This window comes from Bremerella sp. TYQ1, assembly GCF_020150455.1.
In the GTDB taxonomy this organism is placed as follows: Bacteria; Planctomycetota; Planctomycetia; order Pirellulales; family Pirellulaceae; genus Bremerella; species Bremerella volcania_A.
In genome coordinates this window covers 4770187-4790033 of record NZ_CP083740.1, presented here as the reverse complement: position 1 = coordinate 4790033, position 19847 = coordinate 4770187, and the positions used below count along the sequence as shown (strand labels likewise).

20 protein-coding genes are annotated in these 19847 nt (G+C 52.8%); 9 read left to right on the top strand and 11 right to left on the bottom strand.

Annotated elements, in window-relative coordinates; all coding sequences use genetic code 11:
• The first annotated feature begins 158 nt into the window (after nucleotides 1–158).
• The 7 genes from LA756_RS19390 (at nucleotide 159) to LA756_RS19360 (ending at nucleotide 7644) form a co-directional block, all read left to right on the top strand.
• Entirely contained in the window at nucleotides 159–950 is a 792-nt protein-coding gene (locus LA756_RS19390; RefSeq protein WP_224436382.1) for a YgcG family protein, read from the top strand.
• 12 nt (nucleotides 951–962) lie between these two features.
• Complete coding sequence (locus LA756_RS19385; RefSeq protein ID WP_224436381.1) at nucleotides 963–1640, top strand: TPM domain-containing protein; 678 nt, start codon at nucleotides 963–965, stop codon at nucleotides 1638–1640.
• 306 nt (nucleotides 1641–1946) lie between these two features.
• Nucleotides 1947–2417 carry a carboxypeptidase-like regulatory domain-containing protein gene (locus LA756_RS19380; RefSeq protein WP_224436380.1) on the top strand — a complete coding sequence of 157 codons (471 nt, stop codon included), beginning with the start codon at nucleotides 1947–1949 and terminating at the stop codon, nucleotides 2415–2417.
• 167 nt (nucleotides 2418–2584) lie between these two features.
• Complete coding sequence (locus tag LA756_RS19375; protein WP_261362048.1) at nucleotides 2585–3649, top strand: DUF1559 domain-containing protein; 1065 nt, start codon at nucleotides 2585–2587, stop codon at nucleotides 3647–3649.
• Nucleotides 3650–3687: 38 nt separating this feature from the next.
• Complete coding sequence (locus LA756_RS19370; protein WP_224436379.1) at nucleotides 3688–4845, top strand: DUF1593 domain-containing protein; 1158 nt, start codon at nucleotides 3688–3690, stop codon at nucleotides 4843–4845.
• A gap of 145 nt (nucleotides 4846–4990) precedes the next feature.
• Nucleotides 4991–6394, top strand: coding sequence for a DUF1254 domain-containing protein (locus tag LA756_RS19365; protein ID WP_224436378.1), 1404 nt, complete (start codon nucleotides 4991–4993; stop codon nucleotides 6392–6394).
• Between the two features lie 95 nt (nucleotides 6395–6489).
• Complete coding sequence (locus tag LA756_RS19360) at nucleotides 6490–7644, top strand: aldo/keto reductase (RefSeq protein ID WP_224436377.1); 1155 nt, start codon at nucleotides 6490–6492, stop codon at nucleotides 7642–7644.
• Between the two features lie 14 nt (nucleotides 7645–7658).
• On the opposite strand, the gene LA756_RS19355 is transcribed toward LA756_RS19360, so the two are convergent.
• The 8 genes from LA756_RS19355 to LA756_RS19320 form a co-directional block, all read right to left on the bottom strand.
• The gene (locus LA756_RS19355) at nucleotides 7659–8645 is read right to left on the bottom strand and encodes a glycosyltransferase family 2 protein (RefSeq protein ID WP_224436376.1); all 987 of its coding nucleotides are present in this window, start codon (nucleotides 8643–8645) and stop codon (nucleotides 7659–7661) included.
• 142 nt (nucleotides 8646–8787) lie between these two features.
• Nucleotides 8788–9093 (bottom strand): hypothetical protein, encoded by a 306-nt coding sequence (locus LA756_RS19350; protein WP_224436375.1) that lies wholly within the window; start codon nucleotides 9091–9093, stop codon nucleotides 8788–8790.
• Between the two features lie 148 nt (nucleotides 9094–9241).
• Nucleotides 9242–9760, bottom strand: a complete 519-nt coding sequence (locus LA756_RS19345; RefSeq protein WP_224436374.1) for a flavodoxin — start codon at nucleotides 9758–9760, stop codon at nucleotides 9242–9244.
• A 93-nt stretch (nucleotides 9761–9853) separates the two neighbouring features.
• Nucleotides 9854–10582, bottom strand: a complete 729-nt coding sequence (locus LA756_RS19340; RefSeq protein WP_224436373.1) for a hypothetical protein — start codon at nucleotides 10580–10582, stop codon at nucleotides 9854–9856.
• Nucleotides 10583–10878: 296 nt separating this feature from the next.
• Nucleotides 10879–11871: a DUF1559 domain-containing protein gene (locus LA756_RS19335; protein ID WP_224436372.1), complete on the bottom strand. Its 993-nt coding sequence runs from the start codon at nucleotides 11869–11871 to the stop codon at nucleotides 10879–10881.
• 37 nt (nucleotides 11872–11908) lie between these two features.
• Nucleotides 11909–13000 (bottom strand): DUF1559 domain-containing protein, encoded by a 1092-nt coding sequence (locus LA756_RS19330; RefSeq protein ID WP_224436371.1) that lies wholly within the window; start codon nucleotides 12998–13000, stop codon nucleotides 11909–11911.
• Nucleotides 12997–13701, bottom strand: a complete 705-nt coding sequence (locus LA756_RS19325) for a DUF2306 domain-containing protein (RefSeq protein ID WP_224436370.1) — start codon at nucleotides 13699–13701, stop codon at nucleotides 12997–12999. The genes LA756_RS19330 and LA756_RS19325 overlap by 4 nt, the downstream gene beginning before the upstream one ends.
• A gap of 135 nt (nucleotides 13702–13836) precedes the next feature.
• The gene (locus LA756_RS19320) at nucleotides 13837–15003 is read right to left on the bottom strand and encodes a serine hydrolase (RefSeq protein WP_224436369.1); all 1167 of its coding nucleotides are present in this window, start codon (nucleotides 15001–15003) and stop codon (nucleotides 13837–13839) included.
• 189 nt (nucleotides 15004–15192) lie between these two features.
• Here LA756_RS19320 and LA756_RS19315 point away from each other — a divergent pair, with 189 nt between their 5' ends.
• A complete protein-coding gene (locus LA756_RS19315; protein WP_224436368.1) occupies nucleotides 15193–15984 on the top strand; it encodes a hypothetical protein in 792 nt (263 codons plus the stop codon).
• Between the two features lie 10 nt (nucleotides 15985–15994).
• Here the strand turns inward: LA756_RS19315 and LA756_RS19310 are convergent, their stop codons facing one another.
• Nucleotides 15995–17479 carry a SulP family inorganic anion transporter gene (locus LA756_RS19310; RefSeq protein WP_224436367.1) on the bottom strand — a complete coding sequence of 495 codons (1485 nt, stop codon included), beginning with the start codon at nucleotides 17477–17479 and terminating at the stop codon, nucleotides 15995–15997.
• Nucleotides 17480–17902: 423 nt separating this feature from the next.
• Complete coding sequence (locus LA756_RS19305) at nucleotides 17903–18247, bottom strand: hypothetical protein (RefSeq protein ID WP_224436366.1); 345 nt, start codon at nucleotides 18245–18247, stop codon at nucleotides 17903–17905.
• Between the two features lie 129 nt (nucleotides 18248–18376).
• On the opposite strand from LA756_RS19305, the gene LA756_RS19300 reads away from it, so the two are divergent.
• Nucleotides 18377–19261 (top strand): M28 family metallopeptidase, encoded by an 885-nt coding sequence (locus LA756_RS19300; protein WP_224436365.1) that lies wholly within the window; start codon nucleotides 18377–18379, stop codon nucleotides 19259–19261.
• On the opposite strand, the gene LA756_RS19295 is transcribed toward LA756_RS19300, so the two are convergent.
• On the bottom strand, nucleotides 19258–19665 hold the full coding sequence (locus LA756_RS19295; RefSeq protein ID WP_224436364.1) for a DUF4259 domain-containing protein: 408 nt from the start codon (nucleotides 19663–19665) through the stop codon (nucleotides 19258–19260). The two genes, LA756_RS19300 and LA756_RS19295, sit on opposite strands and share 4 nt — an antisense overlap.
• Between the last annotated feature and the right edge of the window lie 182 nt (nucleotides 19666–19847).

The window sequence follows — 19847 nt, the reverse complement described above, 5'->3', positions numbered from 1 at the left end:
CAATATCGAGGCCATTTGATCGAATCAAATACCGACTTCCAATTGGCCCATCTGCCGTTTCCATGATTTGCGTGTGAACGATGATCGAATCCGTTATGCTAATTGGCTGAATCTCCTCGACTGAACATTGTGCGGCATCTATGAACGAAAGCTATCTATTGATTCGAAAGCCTCGCTTGACTTGGCTCTTGGCCCTGGTTGTCGGAGCTGTTTTCGCTTCATCGGCATCCGCGATTGAAATCGAATTAGAACGTCCCGGCGAACGAGAGTTCATTCGCGATACGGCCGAGATGATCTCGCCAGAAGACGAAGAAAAGATTCGCGAGATCTGCGACAAGCTTCTCACCGAAAAAGCGACGCCCATCATCGTGATCACGATAGATTCCATGGCCAAGCATGGAGGGATAGGACTTCGCATCGAAACGTTTGCCACACTGCTGTTCGATCAATGGGGAATCGGGCACGCCCAAATCAATGGCCAGGAATGGAACACCGGCATCTTGCTGCTGGTCTCTCAACAGGACCGCAAAGCACGTATCGAACTGGGTGCCGGGTGGGGGCGAAGGGAAGATGGCTTGTGCCGACAGATCATGGACGAACAGATCATACCTCGCTTTAAGCAAGGTAACTTTTCTGGCGGCATTTTAGCTGGAGTGGAATCGCTCGACATGATGGCACGCAAGTTGGAGATACCGACCGCGCCGCGCCCTATGTGGCACTATGCTGTCGGCGTGGGGTTTGTCGCGTTGGCGATCTTCACCGGAGTATCGCTTTATCGACGCGGTTCCAGTGGCTGGGCTTGGGCGTTTTGGGCGGTCGTCTTTACCGTTGTCGGCGTCATTCTGTACCACATGGCAACTAGCCGCGGCAGCAGCGGAGGCGGTGGCTTCAGCGGCGGGTCTTTCGGTGGTGGATCTTCAGGTGGCGGTGGTGCCACGGGGTCTTGGTAAGGAAACAAAACCATGCAGCGAGCATCACAACTTTTCAGCCCCGAACAACGTCAGCAAATCAAAGAAGTTGTCGCCGAGGCAGAATCGAAGACAACCTGTGAAATCGTACCCGTGGTAGCAACCGCGTCTGGACGATACGACCGCGCCGAAGACATCGTCGGCCTCTGGCTGGCGGCTATTGCGGCCCTCGCCGTTTGGCAACTATATCCACGTTCCGCTGAGGAACCGGGAACATGGGCCGGCATATCGTTCGACATGGGGTTGATCGCGCTGCTGGTTTCAATCGTCGTCTCTTTTCTTATCGGTGCCGCGTTAGCCAGTTATGCTGGTTGGCTACGACGATTGTTCACGCCGCAGCAACAAATGAAGGATTGCGTTTCTTCCCGGGCTCGTGAAGTCTTTTTCGATCGGCGCGTTCATCACACTTCTGGTGGCACCGGAATGCTGATCTACGTTTCGCTGTTCGAGCATAGAGCGGTCGTGTTGGCGGACCAGGTCGTGCTGGAAAAGATCGGTCAAGACAAACTGGACCTGCTATGCCAACAGCTGACCGATCGACTAAAAGAAGGTGACGCGACCCAAGCCATGCGTCACGTTATCCAGGAAGCTGGAAAGGAGTTGGCAGTTGTGCTCCCCCAGAAAGACGGATCCACCAATGAACTATCAGATGCCTTGGTGCTGATTGACTAAGTCTCGCGCTTGTCTGCCAATCGACGGATTACGAAACGGATAGCAAAAACTCACCACCTTTAAGGGGAGCAATAGCATTCGCTGCGATGATTTTCTCTTGGGAAGGAATTGATTTTTTCTAACCACCCTTTCTGAAGTTAAGAAAATGCACTTCTACGGCGTGTTCTGCTGCCTCGCCCCCCGAGTAAGGGTTGTTCTATTTTTCGGGATCTCTATTATTCGAAGTCTTAACAACAAATACGTTAAAAGTTTTTGACTTCACCCTCCCCCATTCCTGCCTAGTTCTTTCCTGATTGGAGCCGTCCGGTGACCCTGTCTTGGAGTTGTTCTGCCCCGTTCGCAGTATGCGCTGCGCTAATCGTTCTCGCTGGCTGTGGTGGTAGCGAGTCGCTTCCTTCTCTCGGTGCCACCGTTTCTGGAACGGTGACCTATAAAGAATCCCCGATCGAAGGGGCAATGGTAACGTTCCTACCTACCGGAGAAGGGGGGCAAGGAGCCTTTGCTCGAACCGATGCGGATGGAAAATACACACTTTCCTCCTCGGCCGGGGGAAACAATGGCGTCAAGCCGGGGACGTACCATGTTACCGTCTCTAAGATTGAAGTCCCTCAGGTTCAGCTCGCAGGGGAAGACGATCCCAACTACAACCCGTACGCGAAAACGAACGCGAAACCTAATAACGCGTTGCCAGAAAAGTACGCCCAACAAGCCACCTCTGGGCTTGAAATCGAAGTCACTAACGGGGCAAACGACGTCCCTCTGAATTTGACCGACTAAGCGTCCTGTTAATTTGCGTGACTCGATTGCGGCAAAGCATCAAGCGGGCCGTTTTCAAGTTGCCGCAGTTCAGAACGAATCGAAAGCCCCCAAGCTTTCACATGTTCTACTCGATAGATGATATCCCCATATCTTTCCTGCACCCTAAATTCATGCGAGTAGTTTCTATGCGATCTTCGTTGTTTGCCCGCCGCGGCTTTACCCTCGTCGAGCTTCTAGTTGTGATTGCGATCATTGGTGTTCTTATTGCACTGCTGTTGCCTGCGGTTCAACAGGCACGTGAAGCAGCGCGACGAATGCAGTGCTCGAACCAACTGAAACAGCTTGGCTTGGCGCTCCACAACTACCACGACACTTACGGCTCGTTCGTTCCTCGAAAACAAGGGACCAACAATCCTGGCTACGGTTCCGGCAATGAACGCCTCACCAATGCCGGCCGTCAAAGTGGCTTTATTGGATTGCTTCCCTTCATCGAACAGAACGCGATGTACGAACAAATCGGAGCTGGTGACGGCAGCACCGCTCCCTGGGGTCCATACCCTTGGATGGGCTGGGGTCCTTGGAACAATGCTCCTGACATGCTGCGTTGTCCGTCAGCAACGGGATCTGCCGAGCCGTACATGGTCAACTACATGTTCAGTGCCGGTGATTCGATCAACAGCACCAAAGACTCGCAAAACCTACGGGGTGTTTTCCAGGCCGTTCGAGGTGTCGCCATGCGAGACATTACTGACGGCACAAGCAATACGATTGCCATGAGCGAGCGTTTGATCACAAACTTCAATCTTGGCTCGCGCACCGGAAGCATTCCTGTGAAGGAAGGTACCGCAACAGGTTTCTCCGGCCTGGGCTCTAATCCCTCTCAGTGTGTCGCAAGTGCCAACGGCAACTTCTACGCGAATCCATCGACCGTCAAGGGGCGCACCGGATGGCGTTGGTCGGACGGACAGATGGAAAAGGTCGGCTTCAACACGATCCTTCCTCCGAACGCTCCGTCGTGCATTGACGGTTCTGACTCCAATGGCGACGGAACCAACAATATCATGCCTCCAACGAGCAATCACCCTGGCGGCGCGATGGGCCTGTCGTGCGATGGTTCGGTGAAGTTCATCCCTGACACGATCGATACCGGTAACCTGACCGCTGGTCAAACGACTTCGGCTCGCAGCCCTTACGGTGTCTGGGGAGCAATGGGCTCTAAAGCTGGGGGCGAGGCTTACTCCGGCAGTTAGTCCACTGTTTGATTTCGCTTACCCATTTCGCGTGCAAAATGGTTAAATCGTTCTTGCTCGCCATGCCCAAAGATCCAGGGCATGGCGACTTGGGTAAAAGCTTTTCGTACACCCTCTCGCAAGATCGAACTTCTATGGTTTCTAATCGACACGCGGTGTTCCCGCTTCTGGTCGCGTTTGGTTTTCTATTCGGCCTGTCCTATCACTTTTCGGCAACTGCCTACGGCGAAGACAATAGTTCACGTGGTCCCAGGCTGCTTGTTTTGACCGATATCGGTGGCGATCCCGATGATCAGCAGTCGATGATTCGGTTAATGCTGTACGCGAATCAGTTCCGGATCGAAGGCCTGATCGCCTCAGCGTCCGGCACACCTGGCGAACTGAAAAAAGCCATCACGCAGCCAGATCTGATTCGTGAGATCGTTAATGCGTACGGTAAAGTGCGCCCCAATCTGTCGAAACATGAATCGGATTGGCCCACGACGGAACACTTGCTTTCATGCATTAAGTCTGGAAATCCACAGCGTGGTAGAGAACACATCGGCGATCGACACGACACCGAAGGTTCGCAGTTCGTCATCGAACGGATCGACGCGGGATCGTCCAGCGATCCCTTGAACATCACGATCTGGGGAGGCCAGACCGATCTTGCCCAGGCCCTTTGGAAGGTCCAGCATGGCCGCGGCCCCAAAGGCTATCGCGACTTTATCTCGAAGTTTCGCGTGTACGACATCAACGACCAAGACAAAATCGCCGACTGGATGCATGAACAGTTTCCTGGCTTATTTTACATCCTCGCAAAAGCGCCCCGAGGCAAAGATAAGCGGCTGGGCACCTATCGCGGCATGTATCTAACCGGAGATGTTTCAACGACGAGTCGTGAATGGATTGAAAAGCACATCACCGCGCAAGGACCGCTCGGAGAGCTTTATCCAATGCGGACTTGGACCAGCCCGAATCCCCATAAATGCCTCAAAGAAGGAGATACTCCCGCGTGGTTTTTCTTTCTACCGAAAGGAGGCAACGATCCGACCGATCCCGCGAAACCAGGATGGGGAGGGCAGTTTGTACTTGCCGAAGATGGCTGGTATCGCGATATGTCTCACTCGAAGGGCGATCCGCGAGAAACCGTCTCGAAGTGGCGACCAGAGTTTCAAAAAGACTTTGCCAAGCGAATGTCCTGGTGCATCCCCTAAGCACCTCAACTGCGCAAGATCCGACGATTTATTGGTTAAGCGTCAATAGTTTATTCTCACGACCGTCAGAACTGCAGTAAACTTCCAGAAACGCCTTTGAGTTGAGGCGTCTCTATTCTATGGGAATCGTTCGGGGGAATCTTCCATGAAGATCGTTTTGTGTAGTTTACTTTCACTCCTCTTGTTGGTCGCATCGAGCTGCTATATCCAGGCAGTCGAACTTACGCCGAATCAAGCCAAATCCAATGCGATCGACGCGTACATCTTTGGCTATCCGCTGGTGACAATGGAAATAACGCGACGCGTTATGACCAATGTCGAAAAGCCTAGTGGTACTCATGCACCGATGGGACAATTCGCGAGACTGCGCGAGTATCCTAATGCTGAGTTTCGAGATGTTACGGCACCCAATGCCGACACGCTTTATACGGTTGCCTGGATCGATGTTGCAACAGAGCCGTGGGTGTTAAGCCTACCAGACGCGGATGATCGCTATTACCTTTTTCCAATGCTCAGCGGATGGACAGATGTCTTTGAAGTACCAGGGAAACGGACAACGGGGACCAAAGCGCAAACTTACGCGATCACTGGACCTGGCTGGGAAGGTGAACTTCCTGAGGGAGTTGTCCAGTACAAATCACCGACAAGCATCGTTTGGCTTTTAGGTCGTATCTACTGCACTGGTACTCCGGAAGACTACAAAGCGGTCCACGAGCTTCAAGATAAAGTCAACGTTGTACCGTTAAGTTCATACGGGCACGACTATTCGCCTCCCGCTGGTCAAGTCGATCCCAGCATCGACACCAAGACTCCGGTTCGTGATCAAGTAAACGGCATGACGACCGAAGCGTACTTCAACTTGTTGGCGCAGCTAATGAAAGACAATCCGCCCTCGCCAGCTGACGAGGCGATGGTCAAGAAGATGGCGGCCATTGGGCTTGAACCAGGAAAGCCCTTCAAAATGGAATCGCTTCCAACCGAAGTTCAAGCTGCGTTACAAGACGTACCGAAACTTGCATTCCGGAAAATCCTGGGGCACTATGCCGATTCTGGAGAAGACATCCACGGCTGGCTCTTTACCACCAAGACCGGGCTGTATGGTACCGACTATCTGCAACGAGCATTCATCGCCGCGATTGGCTTGGGAGCAAATCGCCCTCAAGACGCAATCTATCCAACGTCCGAGAAAGATCCCAATGGTGAAGCGTACGACAGCCAGTATCAATACGTCATGCATTTCCCCAAAGATCAACTTCCACCGGTAAACGGATTCTGGTCGCTGACGATGTACGACAAGGATTACTTCTTCACGAAAAGCGAACTAAATCGTTACACGCTAAGTCAACGCAACGACTTGAAGAAGAATGCTGATGGCTCTGTCGATCTATACATTCAGCACGAAAACCCTGGCCCTGAAAAAGAATCGAACTGGCTGCCAGCGCCCGAGGGTAAATTCGTGTTGATGATGCGTCTGTATTGGCCTACAGAAAAATCTCCATCGATCTTGGATGGTACCTGGGAACCGCCAGGGGTTGCCAAAGCGGAATAGCTCTCCGCAGACCCACAATCGATCGGTATGAGTTTTGCGGCGATGAACGAGAGGTACTTTTCGTCCATCGCCGAACTTTTTACCGTGAGATTGTCATGAGTGAATTCTCGAGACGCCGTTTTTTATCGAGTGTTGGTGCCGGAACGACCGCAATGGTTGCCGGTTCGTTGATGGCCCAACAGCCCAATGCAGGAAAAGTTATGCCGACGGAAGGCCCCTCCAGCGATCGCCCGCTTCCTAAAAATGAAACTTCTCAGCTATCCCGCTACCGCCCTGCCCACCGCTTCGGCCTGGGTGGTGTCGCAATCGGGAACGGCTTTGCCCCAACATCGGATGCTGATGCTGAAGCAACGCTGGAAGCCGCTTGGGACGCAGGCGTGCGGTACTTCGATACGTCTCCGTTCTACGGATTCGGACTCAGCGAACGACGCTTCGGTCATTTCCTTGATAACCATTCACCTGATGACTATGTGCTGTCGACGAAAGTGGGCCGTGTTTTCACGGCGACTGCCAATCCACCGAACGCCGGCATTTGGAAGGAACCTTCGTCGTTCGAATACCGCTACGACTATACCGCCGAAGGCACGCGACGCTCAATTGAAGACAGCCTTCAACGGCTCGGCGTTTCGCAGATCGATATCGTGTTCATTCACGACTTGAACGAAGGCAATAGCGACCTGGGCAAAGACTGGGAGAAATACTTCGACCAAGCGGTGAAGGGTGCCATGCCTGAGCTCTGCAAGATGCGCGACGAAGGCTTGATCAAAGCTTGGGGGCTCGGTGTTAACCAGCCGGAACCCGCTTTGCGAGCCAGCGAAGAAAGCGATCCCGACATTCACCTATTGGCCACGCAGTATTCGTTGCTGGAACACGAAGATGCCTTGCACAACACGTTCCCCAAGTTGGAGGAGAAAGGAATCTCGGTCGTCGTCGGTGCTCCGTTAAATGCCGGCTACCTGGCTGGACGTGAGCGTTACCATTATGGAGGTGATATCCCTGAATGGGCACCGCAAAAGCGTTCACGCGTTCAGGCAATTGCCGAGCAGCATGGCATCGACCTACGCACGGCAGCCCTGCAGTTCTGCCTCGGGCCGAACGTGGTCTCGTCCGTTATTCCAGGGGCACGCAATGCAGAGCAAATTCGTGCCGACGCTCAATCGATGAAAGTCGACATTCCGGAAGAGTTCTGGACGGATCTTAAGCGAGATGGCTTGATCGCCAAGGACGCGCCCCTACCCAAGCTTGGATAGACGACGTCAATCGACTAAGCAGCCTGCCGTCGCATCTTGATCGACTGCGGGCTGTTTTCGTCAAAGTTGGTCAAACTGCGAACAGCATACGAATCGTTACCGTTCGAGGCGTAGTAGATCCGAGCATTGACTTCGCCCAGCAAGCCCATCCCAAACATCTGCGAACCAAGGATGGTGCTGAGTACGGCAAACAGCAGCAACGGGTTTCCCGTCATATCGACGCCGCCGATAAGCTTCATACCCAGTGTTGTCAGGACGCTAATTCCGGCGATGCCGATGCAAGCGAAACCCATTCGGCCGAACAGTTTCATCGGGCTCGTGAAGAACTGCTGCATATAAGCGACCGTCAGAAGGTCGAGTACAACGCGTGTCGTGCGCCCGATTCCATACTTCGTTTGGCCGAAACGGCGAGCATGATGACGGGTGACCACTTCCACGCACTTCGCACCGCGCTGGTGCGCCAGGATCGGAATGAAACGGTGCATCTCGCCGTACAATTCCAACTCGACGGCAATCTCTCGGCGAATAGCTTTTAGCGTGCATCCCAAGTCGTGAATCGGAAACTTGGTGACTTTGGAGATTAACCAGTTGGCGATCTTCGATGGAAGCTTTCGATTGACCCAGGCATCTTGACGGTTCTTTCGCCAACCATGAACAAGATCGTACCCTTCGTCGATCTTGGCGAGCATCATCGGAATGTCTTCCGGATCGTTCTGCATGTCGCCATCGAGCGTGATCACCACGTCCATGGAAGCATGCTGAATGCCCGCGTGCATCGCCGCCGTTTGGCCATAGTTGCGGCGAAATTCGACTACCTTTACGTGCGGATCGGTCGTGGCAACTTCCTTCAGTTTCGCGGACGAACCGTCAACCGAACCGTCGTCAACAAACAAGATCTCGTAGTCCCGTCCCAAGTTTGCTAGCACCTGATGCAAACTGCTATATAGCAGGGGAATGGTCTCGATTTCGTTGTAAATCGGAACAACAACGGAAACGCTCATAATGGCTTAAACCCGCAAAAACTCGAAGAAAATGGACATCGAAGCGGCAAATAGATTGCCGCCCAAGTCCCAATTGCGGGCAGATGTTAGCAAAGGAGCGGATCACGGGGCAAGATGGATCAAATCTCCCGGGCATTCTATCTCAACTTTGTTTGGTCTCGATTCGCCGAATTCCCAGCTCGACGAAGAGAGACCTCAATATCAGGACGCCAGACATCACCACCGCGATGACTATCCAGCCGTAACCACCGAGGACATTCAAGTAGTGAAATCCAGCACATGTCAACGCAGTGATTGTGGCGGCCCCAAACGTAATCAAATGACGTTTGTTCTTTTCGGTTCGCGTCGCCTTACTAGAAACAGCCAAACTGCCGCGGCGAAAAGCGAACACCATGCCGATGACGACGATTGTTGAGCTAAGGAACAGAGGAATGATCCAGATAAGCATAGTGCCCCTCGGAACGGAAGCGTTAGCGATCCGAGGATTATAATCAATCTATCGAGTTGCCGACCAGGAACGGCCGCGGAATGCTCGGGTCGCTACCGTTCCCAGTCGGACATCTCGACATCGTTGATAATTTGCGTTCCTGCCGGACTTACGCTGACTCAACGATGCCCGCCTCTTGGACCACTTGGGCAAGCCATTGCTGAATTCGATCTTCTGTCATTTCCCACTGGTTGTCGTCGTCCAAGCCAAGCCCGATGAAGTGGTTGTCGTCGAACAGTCCACGCGATTCATCGAACTCATAACCTTCGATCGGCCATACACCGATCAACTCGGGCGAACCAAGTTTCTGAATGGTTTCCCAAAGCTCGCCCATAGCATCGAGATAGTTATCGGGATAGCCGACGGCGTCTCCCATCCCAAAGAACGCTACCTTCTTGCCGGTTAAGTCCAAGCCTTCCAACTTTGGCAGGAAGTCGTCCCAGTCCGCTTGCATTTCACCGACATTCCAAGTGGAAACGCCGAAGAGCAAAATGTCGTACTTCATCACATCGTCAGGCTTCGCCTTATAGACGTCGTGTACCTGGCTGATGCAATCCCCGAGCAATTCTTTCATCCGATTAGCGGCGCCTTCGGTATTGCCGGTCGTCGACCCATAAAAAATGGCCATGGATAAATCCATATTTTCCTCGCTAGTGTTGGCAGTCATTCTTGAGTCCTCGACGACAATCACGTTCACATCGAGGATGAAATTTATCTGTTTTCAGGAAGAGATACCTAGCCGCTCGCAACAGAGATTGGCTCGGTGGTTGTCGCCTGCTTCGCGGTAGATGTGTGCCAATCGCTGCAAACAACAGGAACACTTCAGCGACTGGATCTCAAACGTTGTCGCATCCGCAATCGCGAGATACGCTTTCTCGTTTTGATGGAGCCGAGAAAGGACAGTAACCAGCGCGACACGGTAAAAGAAGATTTGCGGCGCCATCTCGATCGCAATGAGCAGAATCGGTTGAATCAACTCGGGAGGATAGCCCGCCTTCGACATGTAGTACGCAACTCCGTATCGTGCGTTGTGGGAATCTGGCTCGACATGGCATGCACGCTGACAGACATCGGCGGCGAGCGCAAACTGCCCGACCATCCCTAATCCGCGCGCAAGCCGTGACAAGACTTCGGCGTCGATGATGGGCAGCTGTGCCAAATAACAATAGACGTCGACCGCCAAGTCGGCCTCGTTCAAATGGGCGTAGCAGTCTGCAAGTGCCAATTGACCAGACACCGAAAGACCCTGAAGCGTTCGGGCCTGCTCTAAAGCATCTTTACCGTTTTGGAAGTCACACAATGCATGACATAAGACACCCTTCAACTCCCAAGCCGAGGCGTCGTCGGTATATTGAGCCAAATGCAGTTGCAATGTGTCGAATGCTTCGACGTAACTGCCTTGGTGGTAATAAAATAGAGCCTGATGGTAGGCATTTCCTGCACAAGCCATATCACTCTCGCATCATCTGGAGTGGACGGAAACCATGCGGCGATCAGCTTACTTTTAACGCTAGAATGCCGCAGCCGAGAGACCAAGAGGGCGGGAGAGCGGTAAGCTTCTTTCCCTCATTCGATGGCTAGCGAACGGACAAATCCGCGGCGGCTTGCTATAGATACTGAGTCTCAGTTTTAATGGATTTTAACGTTCTTCCCAGATGTTGGCAACTCTTTCGGGACGAAATTCCTAGAAGACGGGGCAATCCACCGATTGGTCTCGACAGGTAACGACCACGCTCGTGCTTATTGCTAGTAGTCGTGATGATTCGACTCTTCCCCGGCCCGCGTTCCCAAGGCACCCCACACGCCAAATGGGCTCTTACGTGGTTGCCGGTCTTGGGAAGAGGGTGGCGTCTGAGTTAAATCTCCCACATCAATCGTATCGGGAATGAAGCGTACGCTCCCATCGGCAAACGCTACTTGCGTTCCTCCGGGATGATAACTTCCCACAGAGAAAAATCCATCGACCGCCTCGTTACCACCGATTGCACAATTGGGGCTATTGGGTGGCAGGATGGTACTGAACATACCAGGCCCGGCAGCCCCATCTGCCCAATGGGCTCCACGGCCTTCAGGATGAAGTGGCATATCGATCGCGTAGTATTGCGGCAACGTGTCGCGTGTCTCGAAACAGAAGCTTGGACTATCCAGCAAGCTCTCTGGCTGATCGACCGCGATTTGCCCAGCGGTGAATAGGCCTTTCTCCGTGCCGATCTCGCCCATCAGGATCGTATTGCTCATTCCGTCCGTAATATCACGAAACCGAGTTGTCGTTTCACAGCCGAAGATGCCTCGTTGATGTCCTTCTCGATGAAGACCCGACGCGACGTCCCCGATGCAAAACGCATAACTGGTCGGCTCGCGCCCTGGCTTTACGCGAGACGAAGTAGGGCAACGAAAGATCTCGAGCGGTTGCTGCCATGGGAGTGATTCTGTTTCGCTGTTCCATCGATGATCGACAATTCGATCGTACAATTCCGATTGTTCCAACTCAGGCAGTATGGCCACTAAACCGCTTAGCCGCTCGCGATTGCCTGATGCAAGCGAAGTAGAAACGTCTGTTCCTGCCATCGCCGCAGGAAAGTAACCCTGCATGTCATGACAGTTATGCAGCGCCAGTCCGAGCTGCATGAGGTGATTGGCACATCGCATGCGACGAGCCGCCTCATGTCCGCTTTGCATTGGCAACACGCATATCAACAGCAGGATGAGCAATACCGAAACGACAATCGCTTCGGTCAAAGTGATTCCATCGCGGGATTTTCCCTGTCGAGTGTTCTTACAATGCATCGGCCGGTATCACCTCACGTCCATTAGAAGTCCCTAATGCTCCCCAGACGCCAAAGGGACTGGGCACGGCAGTGGCCGTCGGCTCGTCTTCATTTTCTGATGGTGCCGCAGCAAGGGCATCTGGTGAAGGAGGTGATGCGGAAGGGTTACCGGCATCGATTTCCTCCGAGATGAACCGCACGCTGCCGTCGCACATCAATACGTGGCAGCCCCCGGGGTGATAGCTTCCGGCTGAGTAGATTCCGTCGACCGCTTCCTCCCCACCGACAGCGCAGCTGGGGCTGTTGGGTGGTAGAATGGTGTTGACCAACTGCGGACCTGCTCCGCCATCGGCCCAGTTGTAGCCGCGTCCCAATGGATGCAATTCGACTTTGCTCAAATAATGCTCTCTCGCGGAGTCGGTCGTCCTAAATGCGATCGCTGGATCAGAAAGAACGTTCGGTGGAAGTTCAATGGCGTACTGCCCCATAAGTTGACGATTCCACTTCGTTCCCATTTCCGCCATGGCAATCGTATTGGAAGTGCCATCGGTTATGTCCTTAAATTGACTAAACTTCCCAGGAGCGAAAGCTCCCCGCAGCTTCGGCAAGTCGTGGATGTTCTGGGAAACATCTCCAATACAAAACGCATAATTGGTGGGCTGAAAATCTGTTTCTGTCGAAGGGGCGGAAGGACAAATGTATGTGTCGATGCGTGTCTGCCACGGCGTATACAGCGTTTCCCAGGGGGCTGGTCCCCCAGGCGAGAAGCCCTCGAAGCCCGTAGGATCCATAATCTGATCGTAAAGACTGCTTTCCTCGATGAAGGGAAGCAACACCACCAAACCGCTCCGGCGACTTTCATTGCCACCCAATCCGGTTCCACCTGTCGACATGGGGAAACGTCCCAAGGTGTCGTGGTAGTTATGCAGCGCAAGTCCCAACTGTTTCAGGTTGTTATTGCACTGCATCCGCCGCGCGGCTTCCCTGGCACAACGCCGCCCGAACGGGATCAAACAAAATAGCAGCGCCGCAATGATAAAAATGACAACGAACAGCTCTTTCAGCGTAAATCCATCGCGGGGCGTTTCGACGTCGTTCATGACATAACCTCTTGGGGCTGAGAATCGCTGGGGATCGCTTCGCCGGTAGAGCGTCGTCGCATCTTTCTCCAGCGAACGCATTCATAAGCGGCCATTGGCAAAATCCAACTGAGCCAAGCGTTCAGTTGGTAGGCGGCAAACGTCTCGGTATCGGTAACGATCAAGATGCCGGCGAAAATGCGAAAGAGCAGGGGAGCGACTAACAACAGGAAACAATGGGATGCCCAGCGTTGATGAATAGCAAACTTCCGCTGCATCGCGTACTTCGCGGCAAAGATCATCGTCACCGCAGTGGCAATGGCCTGCAATCCGAATCCAATACCTGCCAACGGCCCAGTAAATGCCCAGAAAGCCATCACAAATCCACTGGGGGCGACCAACGCCAGGATCAGAAAGAGCTGAACTTTTCCCAAACGACGATGCAGCGTCGCATGTGCCTTCCGTTTACCACTGATCATCAAATAGGCCGCAATCACTAAAGCAATCGGAGCGGTAAGAATGTGGACGTAGAAAGCCGGCGGGTAGATTCCCCGAAACGACTCCTCGCGCCCCAGCAGAAACACCGCGTCGAAGTTCGGCGGAAAGTAGTTGACGTATTCGGCGACGATTGAAAACAGTACACGTGCCAATAGAAAAACAACGACGGCAGCCGCGACAAGCTTCAGCTTTTGATACCGTGATGTCTTCGCACGTGTCGTCACGACATTGGAGGCATCCAGTGCCTCTTCCTGGTTACCCGAAGAGAGTTTGCAAAAAGTGGAGCAATAGGTGCGGTCCTATGCCCCACTGTGGAGGATAACCGAAGTTGCCAGCGACGTCGATTGAATTGTGTCAGGCTAGTTGGCGGCCATCATGACGCCGAGCAACTGCCGGGCAATGATGTTTGCTGCCGCTTCGCCCCCTGGCGTCTCTTGCAGATTGGTCCAGACGATCAAAGTCGTATCGGTCTCTGGATCGTATCCCATGAACGACTGGTAACCCGGCAACGAACCATCATGTCCCAGCATAGGCCCCAGCTTCGCGATCGCCAGTCCATATCCTGCGGTCTGCGGATCGCTTGGGTTGTTGGGCTGAATGCTCTTGAGACGTTCCTGCTGCAAGCTCTTGTCCAGCAAATTGCCTCCGACCAACGCTTCGACGTAGGTCGCCAAGTCTTCTGCGTTAGAAATCGCCCCGCCGGCAGCCCATGCCCACGATGGATTGGCATACGTAACATCGGTCGGCAGCAGTTTTCCCGCAAGTGCCTCTTTTTGCTCTGCTTTCGAGAGCTCTGGATTTTCATTGGAGCCGAACAGATATCCGTGCGCGTATGGCTTCGGCAACGTCGTATCGTCTTTAGCAGGAAGAAGTGTCCGCGTCATATTAAGCGGCTTGAAGATGCGTTCTTCAAACGCTTCTTCAAGTGGCATATTGGTGAAGCGTTCGATCAAGACACCTAACATGACAAAGTTGGTGTTGGAGTAGAAGTACTCGCTACCAGGCTTGAACATGGCTTTCTGCTCGATGCCCATCTGAATCAGTTCTTCTGGCGTGAAACTTTTCTCAGGGTGTTGATCCAAGATACGGTTGAACGACTTAAGTTCGCTATAAGTTGCGATTCCGCTTCGCATGTCGAGCAGATCAGCGATGGTGACCTGATCTCCTTGGGGAACGTTCTCGAAATACTTCGAGACTTTATCGTCCAGCTTCAGCTTGCCTTCTTGCACCAACTGCAAGATGACCGTGCCTGTCATCGTTTTGGTATTCGAGCCGACACGAAACGACATGTCCGCTTGCATCGGTTTCTGGGTTTTCAGATCTGCAACGCCAAACGCTTTCAACCACTGCTTGTCGCCTTGGCGAACCAAGACGACAGCGCCAGGGATGGCGTTGTCCTTCAAGATCGTTTCGACGGTCGCCTGAAGCTTTTCCTGGTGCTTGAATTCTTCCGCCGAGCTGAAACCAGACAGGGCGTAAAGAATCACCAAACTAACAACCACGCGGAAAAAATAGAGACGATTCATAGCCACCGTTTCGCCAGATAAAACACTTGGGTTGATCCATACTAGAAAAACTATAGCTTATCGACCCGCCGATTTTCTCTAGTCGGTACCTATCCAGAAAATTCCTTCCCGTTCGTGGCACGTTCCCATGATATTCGTTAGGTTCCGGGAAGGCTTGAGGATTCTATCTGTTCCAATAAGGAGATGGTGATGCGTACTTTGGCGATTATGCCTGTTGTCTGCCTACTGATTCTTGCCTCGAATGCGCACGGAGAAGAACAAGCACCAGGTAAATCGTCCGACACGTACGACCCTTTCCAGGCTTCTCCTAATGAGACTTCGCAGACGAAAACACCGTCAACAAAAACAACTAACTCTGGTCCCACTGACCCATTGGCCGCTCCTTCAACTCGCATGAAAAGAAGCGATCCTCAGCCATCGAAGTTCGTACGCTGGCTAGGAGCATCGGCCAAAACAGATCAGCTGATCGATGCCAAGATTCGTTATCAAGAAACCAAAATCCAGTTCATCGACACGCCGCTAGATGAAGTGGTTGGCTATCTCAAGCAATTGCACGGTATCAATATCGTGCTGGACCGGGAAGGGATGAAAGCTGAAGGCTTGAAAGTCGACATGCTGATCACTCGGAACATCGAGGGGCTCAAACTGCACAGTGCCCTCAACATTCTTTGCGGCGAAGAGGGACTGGGGTGGTACGTCGAGAACGAAGCGATCGTGTTCACTTCGGCGGACGCGGCAGACGAACATATGACCGTTCGAGCGTACTTCTTAAGCGACGCTATTTCCGTCGACCAGCTAACAGTCGCCCTTACTCAAGTGATCCTTCCAGAAACCTGGCAAGCTTCCGACGGGGCAAGCATTTCCCAGGTCGCCTCATGTCATATGCTGCTCGTACGACAAAATCGCATGGGGCACGACATGATCGAGTCGTTGCTTCAACAGTTGTATGAAGCAACGCAACAGACGTCGAACACGAACTAGTTGGCAGTGATTAATGCCCAGCCAGCTGCTTCACTGCATCGGGCTTATCGTGAATAGCGAAGCGGTCCACCATGTGAGCGCTCGCTGTGTTAAGCCCGATGAGCTCGACTTCAACCTCTTTCTGTCGATACTTCACGATCACTTTGTCCAGCGCACCAATCGCAGTGATGTCCCAGAAATGTGCATCGGTCACATCGATGTGCACGCGATCGAGTTCTTCCTGGTAATCGAACGAATTGACGAAACGATCGGCCGAGGCAAAGAAGACTTGGCCGCTGACGTTGTACGTCTTGCCCGTTTTACATTCGTGTAGTTCGCCTTCGACTTCCAAAATCTGCTGCACTTTGTGAGCGAAGAAGAAGCCGGACATCAGCACGCCAACGAGCACTCCCTGAGCCAAGTCGTGTGTCACGACCACGACCACGACAGTACTGACCATCACCACGCTGGAGCTCTTAGGATGAAACACGAGATTCGTAAGCGATTCCCATTTGAACGTCCCGATCGAAACCATGATCATCACCGCGACCAATGCGGCCATAGGAATCATCGAAACATACTCGCCTAGAAAGACAATCAGAATCAGCAGGAACACCCCGGCACACAGCGTCGAAAGTCTTCCACGTCCGCCCGACTTCACATTGATGACCGACTGACCGATCATCGCACAGCCAGCCATACCGCCGAGGAAACCAGCCACAATGTTCGAGCAACCTTGGCCGATGCACTCTTGGTTCTTATTGCTTTGTGTGTCGGTCATTTCGTCGACGATCGAGGCGGTCATCAACGATTCCAGCAAACCAACGACTGCCAATGTCACCGAAACGGGGAAGATGATTTGCAACGTTTCAAACGTCAGCGGAATCTCAGGGAGCAGAAACACTGGCAAGCTGTCTGGCAACTGCCCCATGTCGCCCACGGTATTGATGTTAAAACCAAACGTGACCGAAACGGCGGTCAAAGCACAGATGGCAATCAGAGGTGATGGAACTGCTTTGGTCAGATAGGGGAACAAGTAAATGATTGCCAAACCTGCGGCCACCATCGGATAGACGATCCATGGCACGTTAATCAGCTCTGGTAGCTGTGCCATGAAGATCAGAATTGCCAATGCATTCACAAACCCGGTGATTACCGACTTCGAGACGAAACGCATCAGCACACCGAGCTTTAAGTACCCAGCAGCGATCTGCAGGATGCCTGTCAGAATGGTCGCGGCAAGCAAATACTGCAGGCCATGCTCTTTCACCAACGTCACCATCACCAACGCCATTGCCCCGGTTGCGGCCGAGATCATGCCGGGGCGGCCGCCAACGAAAGCGGAAACGGTGGCAATACAAAACGAAGCGTACAATCCAACTTTGGGATCGACGCCAGCAATGATCGAGAAAGCAATCGCTTCAGGAATCAAAGCCAGCGCGACAACGAGACCCGCGAGAAGGTCTTTAGGAATATTGCCAAACCATTGTTGACGCCAGGATTCTGGTTTCTGCATCGTACTTCTTGTTCCAAACAGGAATTTGTGGGTAGGGAGCGGGGGGATCTTCATCCCAGCTCAAATCGATTTAGAAGGATCGCTACTCGGTGCAATTCAGCGAAAGGAGAGCTTGTTCGCAGCCGCCGTCGGGAAAACATCCCACGTTGCAGGTATGCCGAAGGGGGCGAACTTCACGCTGACAGAGAATCAACTACACCGGTCTATTTACCTTTATTTGGCGATATAAAGCTTGAACGGCATTCATAATACCACAAGCCTTGTCAGGCCGAAAGTTCAACTTTACTGAAGTTTGTCGTAGTTACCGCAGTCCGCCAAGAAAGCGGGCAACGCCCACGCAAACACAACCATAACACCAGAGAATACCCCATTAGATACCGCGGCCGCCGTGGCGATGAGTCCCCTGGTACGAGGAAAGAATGCCTAACGGGCCGAATTGATCGTCGTCGCTGTCCCGATCGCGACTCTCTCACCTTGCCGAACATATCCCCAACGTCCGATGCCGTCCGACTCGAACTCAACGAACATCACGTCGAGACGCCGCGAACGGATCAAGACACCGCGGCTATTTTCGAGTAGTTCGATCTGGCTCTCTCCCTGATCACGGCGGTCCAAAAGCTCGACAATATTCGGGTCTTCAAACAGCTCGGCGTTGTCCGGTACGATCGAAAACATGCAGTCCCCCTCCACATCGCCTGGAGGAATGGCGCATAAGATGAATCCGATGTGATGTTCGCCGTCGAGCGTTTGTAAAACGATGGCTTTCATATGGGCTTATCCACAATTGAGAGAACCGTGCGATTCCGGTTCGGTCGATTCTACTTCAAAAGAATCGAAACGCGCACGATTTCCATATAATCGTGACGAACTTGCCTTCCCAGTGTGGTGCACTAACTCATGGCTTTCGACAAAAATTCGATTCATGCCCAACTTCGCCAGCATGTCGATTGCCTGGCCACCGAGATCGGCCCACGAATCCTTGCGAAACCAGATACCATTGAGGCAACTTCTTCCTATCTAATTTCCCAGTGGCACAAGATGGGCTACGAGGTCCGAGAAGAAACGTACGAATCTTCAGACGGGCCGGCAACGAATCTCATCGTAGAAATTGAAGGCACCCAAGCAACAAACGAGGTGATCGTACTCGGAGCCCACTACGACACCATCGCCACGACTCCAGGGGCCGACGACAACGCATCGGCGGTTGCGGTTCTCTTGGAAACCAGCCGACTTCTCAGAGGGCTTCGACCGAAGCGGACAATTCGCTTTATTTCGTTTGCCTGCGAAGAAGCTCCCTACATGAGTCTCGACAGTATGGGAAGCCAATACCATGCTCGCGAAGCAAAGAAGCGTGGCGAACAAATTGCAATGCTCTGCCTAGAGATGGTCGGTTACTTCCGCGACGAACCGAACTCACAACAAGTCCCAGCTTCAATCCCAAAGTGGCTGCATCCACTCTTCCCGAAACGAGGCAACTTCCTCGCTGCCATCGGGAACCTGAACTCCTGGCAATTGTCTTGGGCTTTTCGCCGAGGCTTTAAGAAGGCGACCAAGCTAGGACTGTTTTCCTTATGCTTGCCTGAGTCGATTGAAGAGATACGACGCAGTGATAACAGTTCGTTCTGGGATCAAGGATACCCCGCGTTGATGCTGACAGACACAAGCTTCTTGCGGAATCCAAACTATCATCAACCGAGTGATACAGCAGACACGCTGGACTACCACGCCATGACGGAAGTTACTCTTGGTGTAACCTCTTCGGTAAAACGCCTTGGCAACTAAGCAATACGCCGTGCCACGTCATCAATCGTAGCGAGCCACTGATCGTACTGCCCACTTACTTCCCATAGTCGCCTCAACTGACAAGCTTCCGACTTGATTCGAGGCAGTGCCTGGTGAGCTAAACTAACCAAGTGATCCGTCTCGACACCCTGTTGCGATTGGCTCCAAGCGGCTAGGCAATCGAGCGACGCTTCTTGAAGGCCAGGACGCCCTCGAAGGTGGGCAAGTGCTTCGCAGGCCGCAAGCATTCTGATCGCAACATCCGTATCGATTTTCCCTTGGGACGTGTCAACGACGTCCTGCAACGCCTCTTCGATCAAGCAGACTCCTTTACTTCGCAGTAAACGATCTTGCCAATCACAAGCGGTATCGTTGTCGAAAATCTCGTATCCCCAGGCACCCATGTACGATGCGTCTCCGTGCAGTCCAACTAGCTCGCCACACAAAATAAGACCTATCGTTAGATACCGTCAATCGCCTTTCGAGTTCCCAAGAACAAATGGGAGATTCAAAAACAGTTCTCAACGAATTGCTTCATGCTTCTCAAGACCTCGATTGCCGAAGAAACCACCTCGTAAATTCCTGG